This window comes from Pseudomonas sp. Ag1 (genome assembly GCF_000278565.1).
In the GTDB taxonomy this organism is placed as follows: Bacteria; Pseudomonadota; Gammaproteobacteria; order Pseudomonadales; family Pseudomonadaceae; genus Aquipseudomonas.
This window is the reverse complement of record NZ_AKVH01000110.1, coordinates 126,901-141,463: the sequence shown is the minus strand read 5'-3', so window position 1 is coordinate 141,463 and position 14,563 is coordinate 126,901. Positions and strand designations below refer to the sequence as shown.

General features: G+C 43.4%; 15 protein-coding genes. 7 read left to right on the top strand and 8 right to left on the bottom strand.

Annotation, left to right across the window (positions count from 1 at the left end):
* Positions 1–8 precede the first annotated feature (8 nt).
* The gene (locus tag A462_RS05460) at positions 9–545 is read right to left on the bottom strand and encodes a hypothetical protein (RefSeq protein WP_008438374.1); all 537 of its coding nucleotides are present in this window, start codon (positions 543–545) and stop codon (positions 9–11) included.
* Positions 542–916 (bottom strand): hypothetical protein, encoded by a 375-nt coding sequence (locus A462_RS05465; protein WP_008438373.1) that lies wholly within the window; start codon positions 914–916, stop codon positions 542–544. Before A462_RS05465 ends, A462_RS05460 begins: the two co-directional genes overlap by 4 nt.
* 191 nt (positions 917–1,107) lie before the next feature.
* Between A462_RS05465 and A462_RS05470 the strand changes: the two genes are divergently transcribed.
* Positions 1,108–1,416, top strand: coding sequence for a helix-turn-helix domain-containing protein (locus A462_RS05470; protein WP_008438365.1), 309 nt, complete (start codon positions 1,108–1,110; stop codon positions 1,414–1,416).
* 19 nt (positions 1,417–1,435) lie between these two features.
* On the opposite strand, the gene A462_RS05475 is transcribed toward A462_RS05470, so the two are convergent.
* Complete coding sequence (locus A462_RS05475; protein ID WP_008438363.1) at positions 1,436–1,654, bottom strand: hypothetical protein; 219 nt, start codon at positions 1,652–1,654, stop codon at positions 1,436–1,438.
* A gap of 430 nt (positions 1,655–2,084) precedes the next feature.
* On the opposite strand from A462_RS05475, the gene A462_RS0132740 reads away from it, so the two are divergent.
* The gene (locus A462_RS0132740) at positions 2,085–2,420 is read left to right on the top strand and encodes a hypothetical protein (protein ID WP_032899769.1); all 336 of its coding nucleotides are present in this window, start codon (positions 2,085–2,087) and stop codon (positions 2,418–2,420) included.
* A gap of 157 nt (positions 2,421–2,577) precedes the next feature.
* Positions 2,578–3,525, top strand: coding sequence for a hypothetical protein (locus A462_RS05480; RefSeq protein ID WP_008438359.1), 948 nt, complete (start codon positions 2,578–2,580; stop codon positions 3,523–3,525).
* Between the two features lie 92 nt (positions 3,526–3,617).
* On the opposite strand, the gene A462_RS0132735 is transcribed toward A462_RS05480, so the two are convergent.
* The 5 genes from A462_RS0132735 to A462_RS05500 all read right to left on the bottom strand — a co-directional run bounded on the left by A462_RS0132735 (position 3,618) and on the right by A462_RS05500 (position 8,435).
* On the bottom strand, positions 3,618–4,277 hold the full coding sequence (locus tag A462_RS0132735) for a hypothetical protein (protein WP_032899767.1): 660 nt from the start codon (positions 4,275–4,277) through the stop codon (positions 3,618–3,620).
* Between the two features lie 118 nt (positions 4,278–4,395).
* Entirely contained in the window at positions 4,396–6,657 is a 2,262-nt protein-coding gene (locus A462_RS05485) for a hypothetical protein (protein ID WP_008438356.1), read from the bottom strand.
* A complete protein-coding gene (locus A462_RS05490; RefSeq protein WP_008438354.1) occupies positions 6,657–7,454 on the bottom strand; it encodes a hypothetical protein in 798 nt (265 codons plus the stop codon). Before A462_RS05490 ends, A462_RS05485 begins: the two co-directional genes overlap by 1 nt.
* 10 nt (positions 7,455–7,464) lie before the next feature.
* The gene (locus tag A462_RS05495) at positions 7,465–7,899 is read right to left on the bottom strand and encodes a hypothetical protein (RefSeq protein ID WP_008438352.1); all 435 of its coding nucleotides are present in this window, start codon (positions 7,897–7,899) and stop codon (positions 7,465–7,467) included.
* Positions 7,900–7,901: 2 nt separating this feature from the next.
* A complete protein-coding gene (locus A462_RS05500; RefSeq protein ID WP_008438350.1) occupies positions 7,902–8,435 on the bottom strand; it encodes a hypothetical protein in 534 nt (177 codons plus the stop codon).
* A gap of 611 nt (positions 8,436–9,046) precedes the next feature.
* On the opposite strand from A462_RS05500, the gene A462_RS05505 reads away from it, so the two are divergent.
* From A462_RS05505 to A462_RS05520, 4 genes are all read left to right on the top strand, one after another.
* Complete coding sequence (locus A462_RS05505) at positions 9,047–9,562, top strand: hypothetical protein (RefSeq protein WP_008438346.1); 516 nt, start codon at positions 9,047–9,049, stop codon at positions 9,560–9,562.
* Between the two features lie 521 nt (positions 9,563–10,083).
* The gene (locus tag A462_RS05510; protein WP_032899765.1) at positions 10,084–10,662 is read left to right on the top strand and encodes a hypothetical protein; all 579 of its coding nucleotides are present in this window, start codon (positions 10,084–10,086) and stop codon (positions 10,660–10,662) included.
* A 126-nt stretch (positions 10,663–10,788) separates the two neighbouring features.
* Complete coding sequence (locus A462_RS05515; protein ID WP_032899763.1) at positions 10,789–13,905, top strand: membrane protein; 3,117 nt, start codon at positions 10,789–10,791, stop codon at positions 13,903–13,905.
* Positions 13,902–14,210: a hypothetical protein gene (locus A462_RS05520; RefSeq protein WP_008438340.1), complete on the top strand. Its 309-nt coding sequence runs from the start codon at positions 13,902–13,904 to the stop codon at positions 14,208–14,210. Before A462_RS05515 ends, A462_RS05520 begins: the two co-directional genes overlap by 4 nt.
* Positions 14,211–14,563 lie beyond the last annotated feature (353 nt).

Sequence of the window (14,563 nt, the reverse complement as noted above, 5' to 3'; positions counted from 1 at the left end):
CGTAAGGTTTAGAAAGCGTAAGCACTTTTTTTGTCTTTTCTTGAAACGTACTTCTTAATTGTATCGACCTGCTCTAAGTGGGTCGTAGACGTAGGGCCGTCGATTAAGAACAACCGTTTGTCTTCATCCATTCCAAGGTCGAACTCGTAAGGGCGATCATCATTACGGTCCATTTTTACAATGCGGATCGCATTATTATATTTGCTAGGTGTAAAAGTACTGACCTGTTTTGGAAGCTCAAAACCGTCTTTGAAAGCTCTCACATTAATAAAAATGACACCATTTAGGTCTTTAGCATTTCCCGTGTATTGCACATCGTTTGAACCAAGACGTTCAATGATGTAGGCATATTCAGTTCCTTGTAAATCGAATTTTAGATACTTTGATTTTCCTGCCTGATCTAAAATCTGATTGCCGAAACCTTGTATGTCTGCACTCACCTGTTCCACCCGATAGCTTTCATTCTTCGAAAAGCTAGGGGCAGCATGAACAAGCGTGGCAGTAGAGAAAATCAAAGCTGAAAGCATTAGGTCAGTGATTTTCATTTAACGATTCCTCGCACCAGCATCGTTATTGAAATCACCGCAATGATGAAGATTGTCCATCCGAACACTCGGTCTCTTTGTTCTTGTGTGAATTTGTTGACGAATTTGGTGAGCGCGTACAAACCCCAAATCATCGGGAGAAGAAGGACGTACCCCAGGCCACTCTCAAAGCCCTGCGCACCCGCAAATACAAGGACGCAGACGACAAGGTAGATAATCTGGACAAGGTTGCCTTTCAGGCTGACTTCTTTCTGAAAGGTCTCACGCATTTCCTTGCCGTGGGCTTTGTCACGCTCGTTGGCCTGAAAATGGGTTTCGTGCTTCTGGCCGTCATACGACAACCATTTATCATTCTCATCGCGATCTGCCATTCCCTGAATCCTCAACCATATCGAACGTAGCGCCCCTGACAGACGGCATGGTGGCCGTCTGATACCTAAAGCGGAGTCTACGCCAGCCATCGTATTCTTAGCAAAAAATCCGATGGCACAGAGCGTTTGTAGACAAGGATTTTTACTGTGAAGTGCTTGTTTGAAATATGTGAACAGGCTGAAAAACTGTGGTGCTTGCAAAAGCGATTAAGAAATACCGCCTAGGGAAGGGAATCACACAAGCGGAGCTAGCCAATCGGTCAGGGTTCGACCCCAAGACGATCAGTCGATTTGAAACGGGCGAGTACGTTCCAACCGTGGAGGCTGTCTACAAATTTGCTGAAATTCTTGGCGTGCCGGTCAAAGAGTTTTTTGCGGATCTGGATGGGGAGATTGAGCAGAGGGCTTTTCTCTTTGAAGTTATCCACAACGCTGATGCTGATGAGCTGAAGAGACTTGTAGCGTTGGTAGGGAAGGCTCGCAAGAAACCCAAGCCCTAAAGTGTTCCTGGTCAGTGTTTTATAAGCCAGCTTTCACCCTCTCTGGATCACCTTCTAACTTGTCTTCAACCTCTTGGAATGAGCGAGCTATCTCCAGCAGCTCGCTTGCTGCTTGCTCATCGCCAGTTGCCTTCATACGGTCAGCTACTGCGACCAGATCAACGCCAGCCCATTTGAGGGTGGCTGCTGCTTCTTTAAGATCGTCGCGCAATGCTTGTTTGGGCAGCGTGAGGGGCATGGTGCTATCCGTTGATTTCAGTTCCTGGTGAGTATGACCAAGGGAGAATGACGATCTCAAGAATCCACCCTGATCAATTGCGTTTGACGCTACGAAGCTAGTGAGGAAGAACGGGCGCGTTGCGCGCTATGGATGGCAGTGTTACTGACCGCATCCTGGCTATTCGATGTATCGATGGCTTGCATGAGACCGTGGGCCTGATTGCTGAGTAAAGCGAAGCCCCGAATTCGCCATACCTCCGGGGCTTCTGTTCTCACCACATCCCTCAATGTCAGCGAGCGTAGCGCGACGGTAGCAAAATGACCTGCGGGTGCCAACCCTCGCCGCGTTTCTGTAGGAAGCCTTGTAGGATATGCATAAGTGGTACTCCTTCGGGTAAAGTGTCGCCGCCCGATAATTGGATCCGGGCTCTACACCATGGAGTTTTTACGTGAAGTCTTTTAGCAAAATCATCGTTTCTGCAGCATGTGGTTTGGTTCTCGCGGGTTGCACTGGCACCGCCATGAAAACCCAGCAGTACGACAGCAGCCAATATACTGTCGTTGGCCATAGTGAGGCGAGCGCCACTGGCCTGATGCTCTTCGGTCTGATCCCTATTCGTCAAAACGACCGTTTTGTTCGCGCACAGAGTTCCGCTATTCAGGCAAAAGGTGGCGATGCACTGATCAATACCCAAGTGCAGGAAAAATGGTTTTGGGCTTGGGTTCTGAACGGCTACACCACCACCGTATCTGGTGACGTGATCAAGCTGAAAACAGCCAAATAAGCAGCGTTCGGTTCAAGAAAGCCCGGTTCGCCGGGCTTTTCTGTTTCTGGCGGTTGGGATATGCGTTGCGATAAAAAAGGACTTCGCCGTTATCAGCTATATTTTTTATTTTTTCTACTGGTAGGATGGCATTTACACATCGTAGGCAGGGATGCTCATGTTCGACTTATTAAAGCTGCTCACCGAAAATAGCCCATCGCTCACTCACGATATGCAGGCATGGTTCGAAAAGTACCCGACAGATGCAGCATGGAATGTCTACTCAGACTATTGCGTTGGCAATATTGATAAGGCAAACGACAGCTTCTCGTTCGTCATCACGCTACATCACGATACTGATAAAAATTTCTCAGAATATATTTCCAATGTAGCACCCAAGGATTTGAAGAAAACTCGTCAAGCTTCTGAAGGTCTGATCTCATATCTCAATTGTCCAATGGCGTTTAGCGTTTCGTTCATCGTTGATCGAAATTCGAAGCTGCTTAGAGATTTCATTACCGACGACAATATCCACACATTTTGCCATGGGCTGCGCGAATTAATTGCGTCATGGTCTACCGAACCTGGAGCAGATAAAGAGTACTGGCAACGTATCGATAAGGCTCTTGGAGTGTTTGCACTTGATGTTAAGCGAAAGCAATTTAATGCCAAACTCGCGAGACAGGTTCTACTGACGTCTACTTTCGCCGCGTTCCTCTTCTTAACTCTAAATCAGTTGAAGGAGCCCGCTCACCTCCGATGGGTAACTGACCGCGATGCCAGCTTCGAAAAATACGACGAAGTTGCATTCGACATTGCCTTCATTATGTTCCTCGTGTTTCGTTTGAATTCAGGTGCAGTGAAAGACCCTAACAGACCGAAGTTTCTGTTTGCCTATCCTTTCATGGATGGAGCAAAAGATTATGCGGAGCATGTTAGGCTCCCAGATTATTTAGCAGGGCTATGCGCCGACATAAATCTTCCAAGCATGCAGTTCAGTCACACGAAATTCGAAAGAATTTTCGGGGAAGTAATTATCAATTCAAAAAACAATGTTCTTCTTCAGGTCTTGGGCAATCCTGAAAAAATCACCGTGAGACGATTAACCTTTAGAGACGATCAGTGAGCGTTCGTGTACAAAATTCAATTATCAGCTCATACCCCAATCTGGGAAGATCAAAGCAGTCGGCAAGCTTTCCTAGTTACTTATCCAAGAGGTCAACGTGGCAATGCCGTTGACGGACAGCCCGACACTTGAGGATAGATAAGGCAAACCAGCGTTGATTTATGCTTCGGCTCAAAGCCGTGATCAATCATGCAGCGTTGCGCTTTGGCTGTGTCTCCGATACTTGCAACGTCCAGATTTGACCCTAGCGGTTTGGCATAGCCGCATGCGTACATCACTGGCAGGGCTTCACTATCATTGGCTATCTGGACTGAGAAATGCGGTGATGCTCCCGCCTTGCGCCAGGTGACTTGCATGCGTTCATCCCGGCCAGAATTCGGCTTGATAGGGTGAAATGCTTCGTCCTCCACAAATGGCAAAGCCTCGAGCTGGGATAAGCTGAGAGGATGACCCTGCCTTTCCTCGACGCAGGCGGGCATGTCTTTCATTACTTCACAGTATTCAAAACCGTCTTTGCGAATGAAGCCATTACGCTTCATACACTGGAATTGCAGCACCTGTTCGTTGATTGGCAAATCCGTTATCGAAGTGCCTACCGGGTCGCCACATTCTGTCATTGCGGCTTTGACACCCTCAACAGAGGTAGAAGGGCGTTTCCACCGCGTAAATTCAGGTGATGGCGGGCAGCCGGTCAGTAAAAGAACCGTCGCGATAAGGGCTGGAAAGGTAATGATGTGAGCTTTGCGGAACATGATAATCCTTTAGGTACGTCAGGCTCCCCAACTGCTTCGATCCTTGGGAGCCTCCATTGACGATGATCATGACAGAAACCGAAAGAGCCTGGCAGTGCTGGAAAGGGTGAAGAGTCCATCATGCCTTCCCCGGTTTACTAGGTGATCGGATAGGGTCTCTAAACTTACCAGATGCTAAAGAACCTGGCTGATCCGGCTTTTCCTGCTCTGTGACCACTGGAGCTGAATGCGTTGCAAGGGCTGGCTTCTGATCTTGCGCAGCAAGTGCCGGCACATGTACTGGTGGTTTTGCCGGTGGTGCGTCCTCCAGTGTTATCCCCGCTCTTATGAGGATGCTGTCTAGCTCGTTGGCCGAAAGCTGCTCATCTTTGCGCAGGTCGTCAATCACCCGCTTTTTCACTGCCCTTGGCAGATCGTTCAGGTGCTGGACGTAGGTAAAGTCCTGGAAGGGTATTCCCTTATGGATACCGTATAGGAAGCCATAGAGCTTCGGACGGGCATCAACCTCTCTATCCATCCTGTTGTTCGTCTGGATGAACACCTTCTTCGATTTGCCGGTTGGGTCTGTGGTTCTCATGGCTACTGCGTCCTTCACCCTCTGACGGTTAGCTATCACGAGCTTCTTGTACTCTTTGTCCATCATTGAATCTGCTTCTCTGACAAGCTCCGGGGATGGGGTGTAGTCCAGAAGCGTTGTCCCGCAGATACGTGATGCAAGGTAAAGGTTTGCTTGCGTCCTTGGGTTCGGCTCCCCTGTGCATCGGATTTTGGTGTGTCCTCTGGCAACGTGGATTGACATGGTGATGAGTGCCGAATTCAGGTCGGTCTGGTATGTCTCGACAGCGTTACCGACGATTGTGCATACGTCTCTCTGGTTAAATTTCGACACAACGGTGTTCCCCACGATCATCTGTTTTGTGATGGATGGGCCGTATCTACTGTTTTCGTTGAACCTTGTGATGAAGTCCTGGAGGGTTTCAGTGTTGTCGATGAACCTGAATTTGATCTTCTTCTTCCTGCCATCTGCGATGGTGATAGAGCCGTTAGTCGTGGCTTCTGTGACCTGCTTTTGGATGTTCTGTTTCTTGACCATTTGGTAAAGACTGTTGATTGATTCGACCTCATCCATGTCGATTTTCAGCTTGTTATCAATGATGACGCCGGATTTTTTGGCAGAGATTTTGAAGTCGAATTCGTCCAGGTAGATCGACCAACCGCTAACCTTACGTTCGCCACTTTTATTTTTGCTGATGTTTGGCACCAGCCGTGCGCCCAGCTCCTGGTACAGTTTTTTGTTCAGCTCTTCAAATCCATTGCTCATGTCTGAAGCGTTAATGAGCGCCACGGCTTTAGAAACGATTAGGGACACGTCTGTTTTAGTTTGGTTAGCTTTGTATTTGTAAGCTGAATAAAGCTCAAGCACACCCTTCGTTTGATGGGGGAGGGTGTCTATAGAAAGGAAGTCATCGCTATAATCTTTGTGTTTGATCTTGATGTGCTGTTTTCCATTAAGGTAATCATCCACAACCTCAAAACCACTTTCTCGTAGCGCGAGTGTGAATTGTGGATAAGAGAAGTTCTGCCCAATGAATTTTGAGGTGATTGACTCAATTCTATTTACTAGCTCAACGTCTTTTCCAAAGACTTCTCCTGTATTTGGATTTGTTGATACATCAATAGTTTTAGCTCGGTCTTCATGCTCCATCTGTAAAAGGAATGGATACTTCTCTTCGAGGCGGAATTTTACGTCTCTCATTTTCTTGATTATACCGCTGTGTTTTTTGCCACGGAAAAAGCTAGGTCTATACCCATCCAGTCTACGAGTAGACATTAGGACGTGTACGTGTGGATTCCCGTCTTTAAGGTGAGGAACAATCATGTATTTGAATGCAATATCCGTTTTGGAATTAGACAGCTCAAGTAAAGTTTCTTTGGCGGAATTGATAAGGAATTTTGCTTTTTCTTCGTCAGTCTTTAAGCTAGCAAGCTCGTTGTCTGTACAAGAAACAATAAACGAGAATGCATCAGACGCTTTGGACGAAGATTTTTTACCTTGGTTAGAATGCTGCATAAATTCATGTGCGCAAGTAGATGCGAATTTTAACGTGTATTTCTTTTCATCAAAGTCGTTCTTGAAGAGTCCAAGCTTCTTCATTTTGTACGGTGAGTCTAACTGTACGTCCAGATTCGTTTCTGCGTATTGGACACCTACGTGAGTGTCTAATCCATAGTCATTGATTTTTGGAAGGTACAGGTATGCAACAGCTCCTTTGATCCTGACCTTACCCCTGATTTCAGGGTCAGAGGATTCAACGTATTCTATTTTTGCGTTTGATGTAATGCTGGCAAATTTTTGTTTTAATGGTGCTGCAATTATCATTATTCTTCTCGTATTCTTATCGTTTTATTATTCCTATATTTCATGTGTAAAAGCTCCAACGCCTTTGACGCTTCAAGCATTGTGCGAACTAACAATTCTTTGTAGTCCTTTCCGATTTTCACCAGCTCGTTCACATCTCTGACACGTCGATTCAGAAGGTCGTAAATGCGCTTTCTTTCAACGAAGAACGGATGCTTGGAGCTAACCCCAATCTTGTATATCTTGGCTTCTTCGATTGCCCTCACGATCTGCGTAAACGGATCATCGTCCTTCTTGAAAAACCAGTATGGTTCGTCCTCCAACAGCGCAGATAGGCGCGTTTCGCTCTCCGTATAAAGCTGGGCGCTGCGTAAGAATTTGCGCCTGGCCACGGCCTCCGTACCAGTGGTTTGTTCCACGTATTCGACGTGGACATACGTGAATTTTTCACTGAGCTGGTTCACCTTGACGTGATGCTTCAGAAGCATCGTAAGCACGTTGGGGAGCTTGACCGTCTTGCCTTGCTTGGATGTGTACTGCTGGCCTTCACATAGGTTGAAAAGCTGCTGGATGTTGCTCTGATTTCTGTTGAACGTGTCCTTCAGTCCGGCAAGGCTTTTCTGATCTTTCAGAGGAATGTAGATGTCTTTATCCCTATGAAGATTGGTTAGGAAAAGGCTCACGCCTTTACGATACTTGGCGACAACCTCAATCTCATTCACCACCTCTGGAAGCCGGGTGTAGCCGCAGGCAAACACAAGGTTTTGCAAGTCGGCTTTGAACCGTTCAGAACACCTAAATCTAAGATACGTTTTCATAAATCAACCCTCACTGCTGATGAGGGTAATTATTATTTTGAGGTTGAAGTTTTGTTTTGAAAGCTTCTTTTAGTTTGGCGGTGTCTCGGATGTTAGTAAGGTTCTTCATTTCTTCTACAAAATCTAAAGCCTCAATTACTAATATTGAATATTCCAACTCGGAAATTTCTGAGGATATTTTACTTCTGGCATCGACCTTTGACTTTTTTGACGCTTCATTCTTTTTAATAGATTTTGTTAAGTCATTATAGGTTTTTCTTGCGGTAGATTTCGCGCTGTCGCTGGCCGATACCTTGTTTAATATTTCGTTGGCCTTGTCTCGTTTAGATCGAATAGTATTTTCTTGATCTTCGAATTTTTTTATCTCAGCAGCTAGCCTGTCAAAAGCAGCCTGCTTAGTTTTAATCTTTGCTTTTAGGTCTATAATCTTTTCGGAAATATTCATTTTTAATGTTGTTTGTTTGTACCTATTATAGCATTTTTTATTTCGCAAATTGTTCGATTGGATTTCATTTGGAAAAGGTATATGGCGACGGCGCTGGCTATGGTGAAAATGATCAGTTCGTCTAAGTTCTGATGCGCGGTGTATGCGAGAACAAGCATGATTGTTGTAAAGCTGAAATTCAGTTTTAGAAAATCTGAAAAGTCGTTCCCGTAGGTCAATGCCCTTTGCTTAACCTTGCTCGAAAGATAGATCTGTTTGTACTCATAAATAGCGTTGTCGATTTCTATTTTTGAGGTGTTCAATCTCGCTAAATTCATTGCCTGTGGAGTGTAATCTTCTGCCTTGTTTCGCACTGATTTGAACAGAGCTTTCCTGAATTTTGTGGGTTGAGTACGCTCGATTTCCTTTAAGCATAAACGCATGCTGTCTTCTACAGAGTTTCTATGGTCTAGGAGAATTTTGTAAATTTCTCCCTGCTTAATTTTTCTAGCTATCTTGAGAAAGCGGTAATAGGTTTTTAGGTGTTTGTATATCATCGTGTTATCAGGTTGTTGTTCTCAGATTATAGCATTTGGGTAGCGCTCAATTATCTATTAGATACCATTTTGGTGCTTTCACTTTTTTAATGATTCAAACCTGCTTTTCGATAACACTGATTCACTGAAAGCTTTATAAAATGCGGTATCCAAACAAGCGGAGCGCGATAGATTGTTGAAATGGACTTGTCCATTACCAACCTGACCTTGCCTGCTTCAAATCCTGCTTAAAAATAGCTCTATTGAATATCCAATACTTACCCAATGGTGCATAGCTCTTGGTGGAGTTCACGCTGTCGTGGTCATCCGAAGGGAGTAGGGGAGTGAGTGAGGCATCCGACCGCTGCGCAGCCGGAATCGGCTCGTCAAGCTGATGTGTTGGCCGTAGCTGGATCGGCTGTGTCTGGATGGTTCGTGTACGTCATCCAGAAGCGATAAGAGCTTTCCGTCAGATCCATTTGATAGGCAGGACTGTGTGACGCTGGCACGTCCTTGGAACGGCTGGTGGGATGTGTGGTTTGCACTGTTCCTGGGCGAAGAGTAATGCTGTCTGTCTGCCATCACATTGGGTAAACTGCCTGGCTCAATTTACGTGATAACAAGGACCGTTAATGAACGCATCAACCTGTGAATGCCAAGCAAAAAAAACTCTGTTTAGTGGATTAAAAGTTTCGATCTATCCGTTCTTTTTGACAATGGTGATTGCGATCTTTTTCTTACACCTAGGGAATGAAGAAATCGTCAAAGAAAATATCACCGGAGTGAACGTAAAATTTGGCGTTGTAACAGGCGCAGTGCTTGTAGTCATCGCTTCGATTTTTCGCGTTCTGTATCAAGGCAAAGGTCGAGACCGGTTTATAAATGCAATTATTTATCTGTCAAATATTGCTACTGATCTTGGATACGGAGCTGTTGGGTTTTACGTTGGAAGTGAGATAGTAAAAAATGGATTTGTAATTAATACAGTCATGTGGTTGTCAGGTTCGATTTTGTACTGGGTTTTGCTAAACATTTTGTACTCAACGTCTGTTGTCGATAACATTCCTTCCAAGCTCAGACCGACATTAGTTTACATTTCTATAGGCATCCTTCTAATAGGCTATGCTTCTTACTTTTTCCTCAAGTGAGTGCCCGATTAATTCTGAATTAATTTTGTAATAAATTAAATATTTATAAAGCCGCCATAGCTGGCGGTTTTGCTTTTAGGGAATGGTATAATTAGAGCACAAACAAACTTTACTCATCATGAGAATATCCAAAAGCAAAAGGTTTAAGTTTTGGCCTATTTCTATTTTAATAATATTAGCTGCAATGATTTTATTTTTAGATAAGCCTAAAGAATTCATTGCGATAATAGTTAACGTTTTCGTCGGGTCCATTCATCATATTGCGCATTGTTTGATGATTGCTTCTCAAGATTTGATATATCCAGCATCTGCTATTGTAATTTTGTCTTTTGCCATACTGTATGTACCTTTTTTTTCAAAGCTAAAACCGTTCGTTAGACACACGATGATGCTGCCCGTATTTTTTTTAGTCGCGCTTGTTGGCATGGTTTCGTGTTATTTTGGAATCTAAAGCTTTGTGTTTTCTCCATAATTAATTAAATCGGCTTTAATGGCGGTTTTGATTTTAGGGAATGGTATAATTGGAACATAAACAAACTTTACTACAAATGAAAAATCAACCAACAGATTCTGAAATCAAAAATCTATTGCACGTAAAAAGGAATCTCCTTGAGGGTGTGGGTATGAACCTTGTTCGCATCCTGCCTATAGCGTTTCTTGGAGGATTCGTTATCAAGTCCAATATCTCTTTTTTCATTAAAGAGCCATTGAACCCAAGCTTCCTTTTTTACATTTTCACGATGACGTTCCTGATGAGCTTGCTTGGTGTGTTCTCCTTGACTGCTCTCAGAACGAAATGCGCTATAAAGGATGCTTCGTACATAAGCGGATTCAAGGGCGCTCTTAAGCAAGCTGGCGAGATCCTAGTGGGAGATATTCTTTCACCTGGTGAGTATATCAACGAAAGGAAATTGGTCATCAAGGATGCTGCTGTGTGCTTCCTTGCCCCGTCACTGCTTGTCGCTGCTGTCGGGTTCGCAGGATTGCCTGCATGGGTCAGCTTGATCGTTCTAGGCGTTGGTGTGTGCTTGTGGTCTGCCCAGCTCAATAGTGTCCAGTCAGTAGCCTACAGGCAGATTGTAAGCATCACTGATAAGTGATGAGGCGATGGAAACAATGGGCTGCATGTGCGGCCTTTTTTTATGGCTGAAAAAAACAAAGAATACAGCTAACAGCTAATTAAAAAGTTCGAAATGGTATAATTAAGAAAACAAACCCAAAACCTAATGCGTCAATTCAAAATTCTGGCAATGCTTTTCCTCATGCTGATTGGCTCCCACTCACATGCTTTCGAATATTCAAACCTTTGTGAAGTGATGAAAACGGCAACCCCTCAATCTAAAGGGCTTGCCTCACAAATCACACCTGGGTTATTCAGCTGTAATGAAGACCAAGCCTTAAGCGTTATTTATTCTCTTGAAGGTGGGAACTCTACCGCCTTATCTACCATTAAGCCGATTCTTAAAAGCGGCGGTATGAGTGAAGATCATTTTTCCACACCAAACCCAGTGCTTGATGCGTTTACGTCTTATATGTGGAACATGATAATAATCATTGTTGGCGCTTTAACTGGTTATATTGTGTATAGGTTTTTGGTTGACTGGTATCAAAGCCAAAGCATTCAAGCATCGTTGAAGAATAACACTACACGTATCGTCTCCATAGTCATGTTAATAGTCTCGCCCTGGACATTTAGCATGTTTGCACTGCTGTTTGCCACAATATCAATTATGTTTTCCAACAAAGAATTGCTTGCAGACAGTTTGGGCAAGCTTTCAAAGGTCGATGATTACAACGTAATCAGACCCGAAGAAAAAATGGTTTTTTCTGCAAACGTCGAACGTATTAACGATATTGCAACTGAAGACACAAGAACAATAGATGCTCTTTTCGCAAATAATCGTATTGCTCTTGGAGAAGCAGGCTATACGAAAGAAGGGATGCTTAAAATAATCGCTGAAAGCGGATTGGAAATTTCCAAAGAAGAAAACTCTTGGATAGATAGTGTCAATGTTGATGTTACTACAAATATAAAAAATATCGTTAACTTGGTAAATGAAGTCCACAACTATCCAATGAGAAAGACTGCTGATTACTCTATGAGCGATAGGGCATTGAAAGGATACCCAGCGAGCGTAGGTAAATTCGTTATTGGATCTAATGGTGGTGATGTTGAAACTCTTACTGGTCAAAGTCTTAATGACGGCACGATGAAGTCGATGTTCGAAAAAGGGGCAAAGGCTAGTACAGAGATGTTGGGAGGTTCTTCGACATATCTTAATAACGCTTTCAAGCTTGGTAAAAAATACAACGCTCAAATCAATGATGATTATTTTCAAACCTCATCAATGAATGTTGTTGATGGAAAATTTGAGACAGAAGAGCAATCTATAGTAGATGATGCGTATTCTAAAACCAAAGAGTTGATGGACATTCTTAAGATAGATGAAATAGGTGTTAGTAAATCAGCAGATGCCGAAGTCATAAAAGCTAAGTTTGCAGCCAATATTTTGTCTGGATATATGGGGCATGATTTTGATAAAAATGGTGCTTCGTTTAGAAATATCCTCAATGCGTTTAAAAACACTATTGTCCGGGCGAAGCTTGATGAGTACTGCACTACACATTGGTTTGAGCATGAGGCTTCTAGACGTGCGATTGCAGTATTCAATGAATTGCCAAATGACACGAAAGGGCGTGATTTAAATCGTATGCAAGGCATAGATTTTGATATGCAGTGCGCGACCCTCAATGCTTCATCATTGAAAATAGAAATTCTTGGTAGCCCAAACGAATCTGATGCAAAAAAATTCAAAGCAAAACAATTAGCCTATTTGACGGCATTTAATCGGGCCTATGATCTTTTTTACATCGGCGTGAAGAAGGCCCTACAGGAAAATAAAGAAGGCTTGGATATTCTCACCTATGAAGTGCTTTCAAATGTTCAAAGGGGGATATTAGGTGCTGCTTTGTCTTCACAGGCCATTACGCAATTCGAGAGCAATAAAAATCTAAGTTCTCAGATACTAAAGAATTCTTTCTTCGTGTATTGGGATAATGCTGATGTGAAGAATTATGATTATGTAAACAAAAAGATATTGTGTGGGATTACTGATATTAAGCCTAATGGCGCAGGTGGTGCTTGTAACCTGACACCTTTCGCACCAGTCGATTACAAAGGTCTTTACCTTTCTCCGATCATGAACATCACGCCTTCGACGTTGACGGAAAACGACAGTTTTCTTAGTAAGATCGATTTATATAAACTGATTTTTGAGATGATTGGTTTAGATTTTACGTCAATTAAGGAGATGGCCGGTTTCGATCCTAGCTTGTCTATTCCTAAAGGTCGTGCTCAATGTGCTTCAAATCCTCAAAGCTGCGAGAATAACTACCATATTGGTTTGGCTGCGGGAATGTACAAGCTTGGCTCTGAAATGTTTGATTTCGGTGTGAACATTATAATAATCAAGTCACTTACAGGTGCTGCAGATGGTGCGCTTGATGGGTTGATGGAGTTAATTGGTAATAGTGATTCGTCTTCGTCTGCAGGAATTAACACAAGTAAATTCACAGGTAAGCTTGCGAAGTTCTTAGGAACGTTAAGTGGTAAAACCCTTCAGATAGTCGTTAAGTCGATGGATATTATAATGTCGGCATATTTACCACTTGGATATGTCTTTGCTGCTTTGGGTTTCTTTTGCAAATACATAATGCCAATGCTCATGTTTTTCATGATTTTGGGGCAGTTGATTAAATTCGTCTATTTCGTGATTTTCTTCAAATTTATAGAAGTTCCGGTTCTTCTCAGCTATTCAACTATAAGCGGCGACAGTAAGTTCATCAAAATCATGGGCTGGAAATTCGTCTACCTTATTTCGTTCATGATGATCCTGATGTTGTTCATGCTGGTTATGAATTTCATGGCTAATAATCTAGACGCTAGAGCTGTGATTTGGGGAATCCTGGGCATGAGCGACGGAACATTCATTGGAGATATTCTTTCGATTCTCATGGTTGTGGTTTACGCAATCTACACATTGTTCATGATTTATAAGCACGGAATCGACTCATTCAATAGAGTGATGAAAACTATATCGAATGAAGATGCAATCCACGATGATTCTGTTTCTAGAATGCAAGCATTCATCATGCACCCACAATTGCAAAATGCCCTTCACGCAGGCATACCAATGCTAGGTAACGCATTTGATAAAGTGGTGAAGAATAACGCATGGGCTAAAAGCTATGATGTTGAGAATAGAAAAAGAAAGGAAGAAATTCGCAAGCAGTTCTCAGAAGAGGAACGTAAAAACTCTACAACAACAGAAGGTGAAGCATGAGTGAGAAAACAAAACCAAAGCAATATGGCCTTTTTATATTCGTAATTTTTCTAGGTGTTTTGAAGGTGTGGGAGGTCTTCAGCGTTGGTCCCGCTTTGATTACTGCATTCGCTTGCGCGATATTGTTTTTGATCTTTCTGCTTGGTGTACGCATCAATCAGAATTTAGACAAAAAGATTGAAGAGCATGATGCTAAAAATCGAGCTGTGATTGACCACAATGAGAAGTTGATAGGGTTGGAAATGGCGCGCAAGAATGAGATCAAAAGGCAGAAACTGGAAAAGCTTGGGATAGGTGATTTGTGAAGCACGTTAATGGTTTCACCAGAGCCTTTCTGTGCGGTTTCCTCGCCTTGTGCTTGGCGTCCGCCCGTGCTGGCAGTCATCGACTCTCTAGCGCGGTTATACAGCCTTGGCCTGTTGCTGTGATGACTAGCGCTGTGGATCTGGCTTCCCTGGTTGGTGTTAATCGTGTGGCATGGCCTGTGAGCTGTTCTGCAGAAGCGTTCACTCTAGGGGAAGGGGAGATGACGAACGTGTTGAAGGCGCTGCTTGGCGAGAACGTTGAACCACTAAAGATTGCAGGTAGGTGAGTGTGGTTTCGTAGGATACAAAAAAAGCCCTGCTGGGCTATTTTTGTAATTCTTCGTTAATTGATT

Bases quoted from the DNA above. Each gene is read 5' to 3' on its own strand.
- A462_RS05475 (WP_008438363.1), bottom strand. From the start codon at position 1,654: ATGCCCCTCACGCTGCCCAAACAAGCATTGCGCGACGATCTTAAAGAA.
- A462_RS05460 (WP_008438374.1), bottom strand. From the start codon at position 545: ATGAAAATCACTGACCTAATGCTTTCAGCTTTGATTTTCTCTACTGCC.
- A462_RS05490 (WP_008438354.1), bottom strand. From the start codon at position 7,454: ATGAAAACGTATCTTAGATTTAGGTGTTCTGAACGGTTCAAAGCCGAC.
- A462_RS05495 (WP_008438352.1), bottom strand. From the start codon at position 7,899: ATGAATATTTCCGAAAAGATTATAGACCTAAAAGCAAAGATTAAAACT.
- A462_RS05480 (WP_008438359.1), top strand. From the start codon at position 2,578: ATGTTCGACTTATTAAAGCTGCTCACCGAAAATAGCCCATCGCTCACT.
- A462_RS05515 (WP_032899763.1), top strand. From the start codon at position 10,789: ATGCGTCAATTCAAAATTCTGGCAATGCTTTTCCTCATGCTGATTGGC.
- A462_RS05505 (WP_008438346.1), top strand. From the start codon at position 9,047: ATGAACGCATCAACCTGTGAATGCCAAGCAAAAAAAACTCTGTTTAGT.
- A462_RS05520 (WP_008438340.1), top strand. From the start codon at position 13,902: ATGAGTGAGAAAACAAAACCAAAGCAATATGGCCTTTTTATATTCGTA.
- A462_RS05500 (WP_008438350.1), bottom strand. From the start codon at position 8,435: ATGATATACAAACACCTAAAAACCTATTACCGCTTTCTCAAGATAGCT.
- A462_RS05465 (WP_008438373.1), bottom strand. From the start codon at position 916: ATGGCAGATCGCGATGAGAATGATAAATGGTTGTCGTATGACGGCCAG.
- A462_RS0132735 (WP_032899767.1), bottom strand. From the start codon at position 4,277: ATGTTCCGCAAAGCTCACATCATTACCTTTCCAGCCCTTATCGCGACG.
- A462_RS05485 (WP_008438356.1), bottom strand. From the start codon at position 6,657: ATGATAATTGCAGCACCATTAAAACAAAAATTTGCCAGCATTACATCA.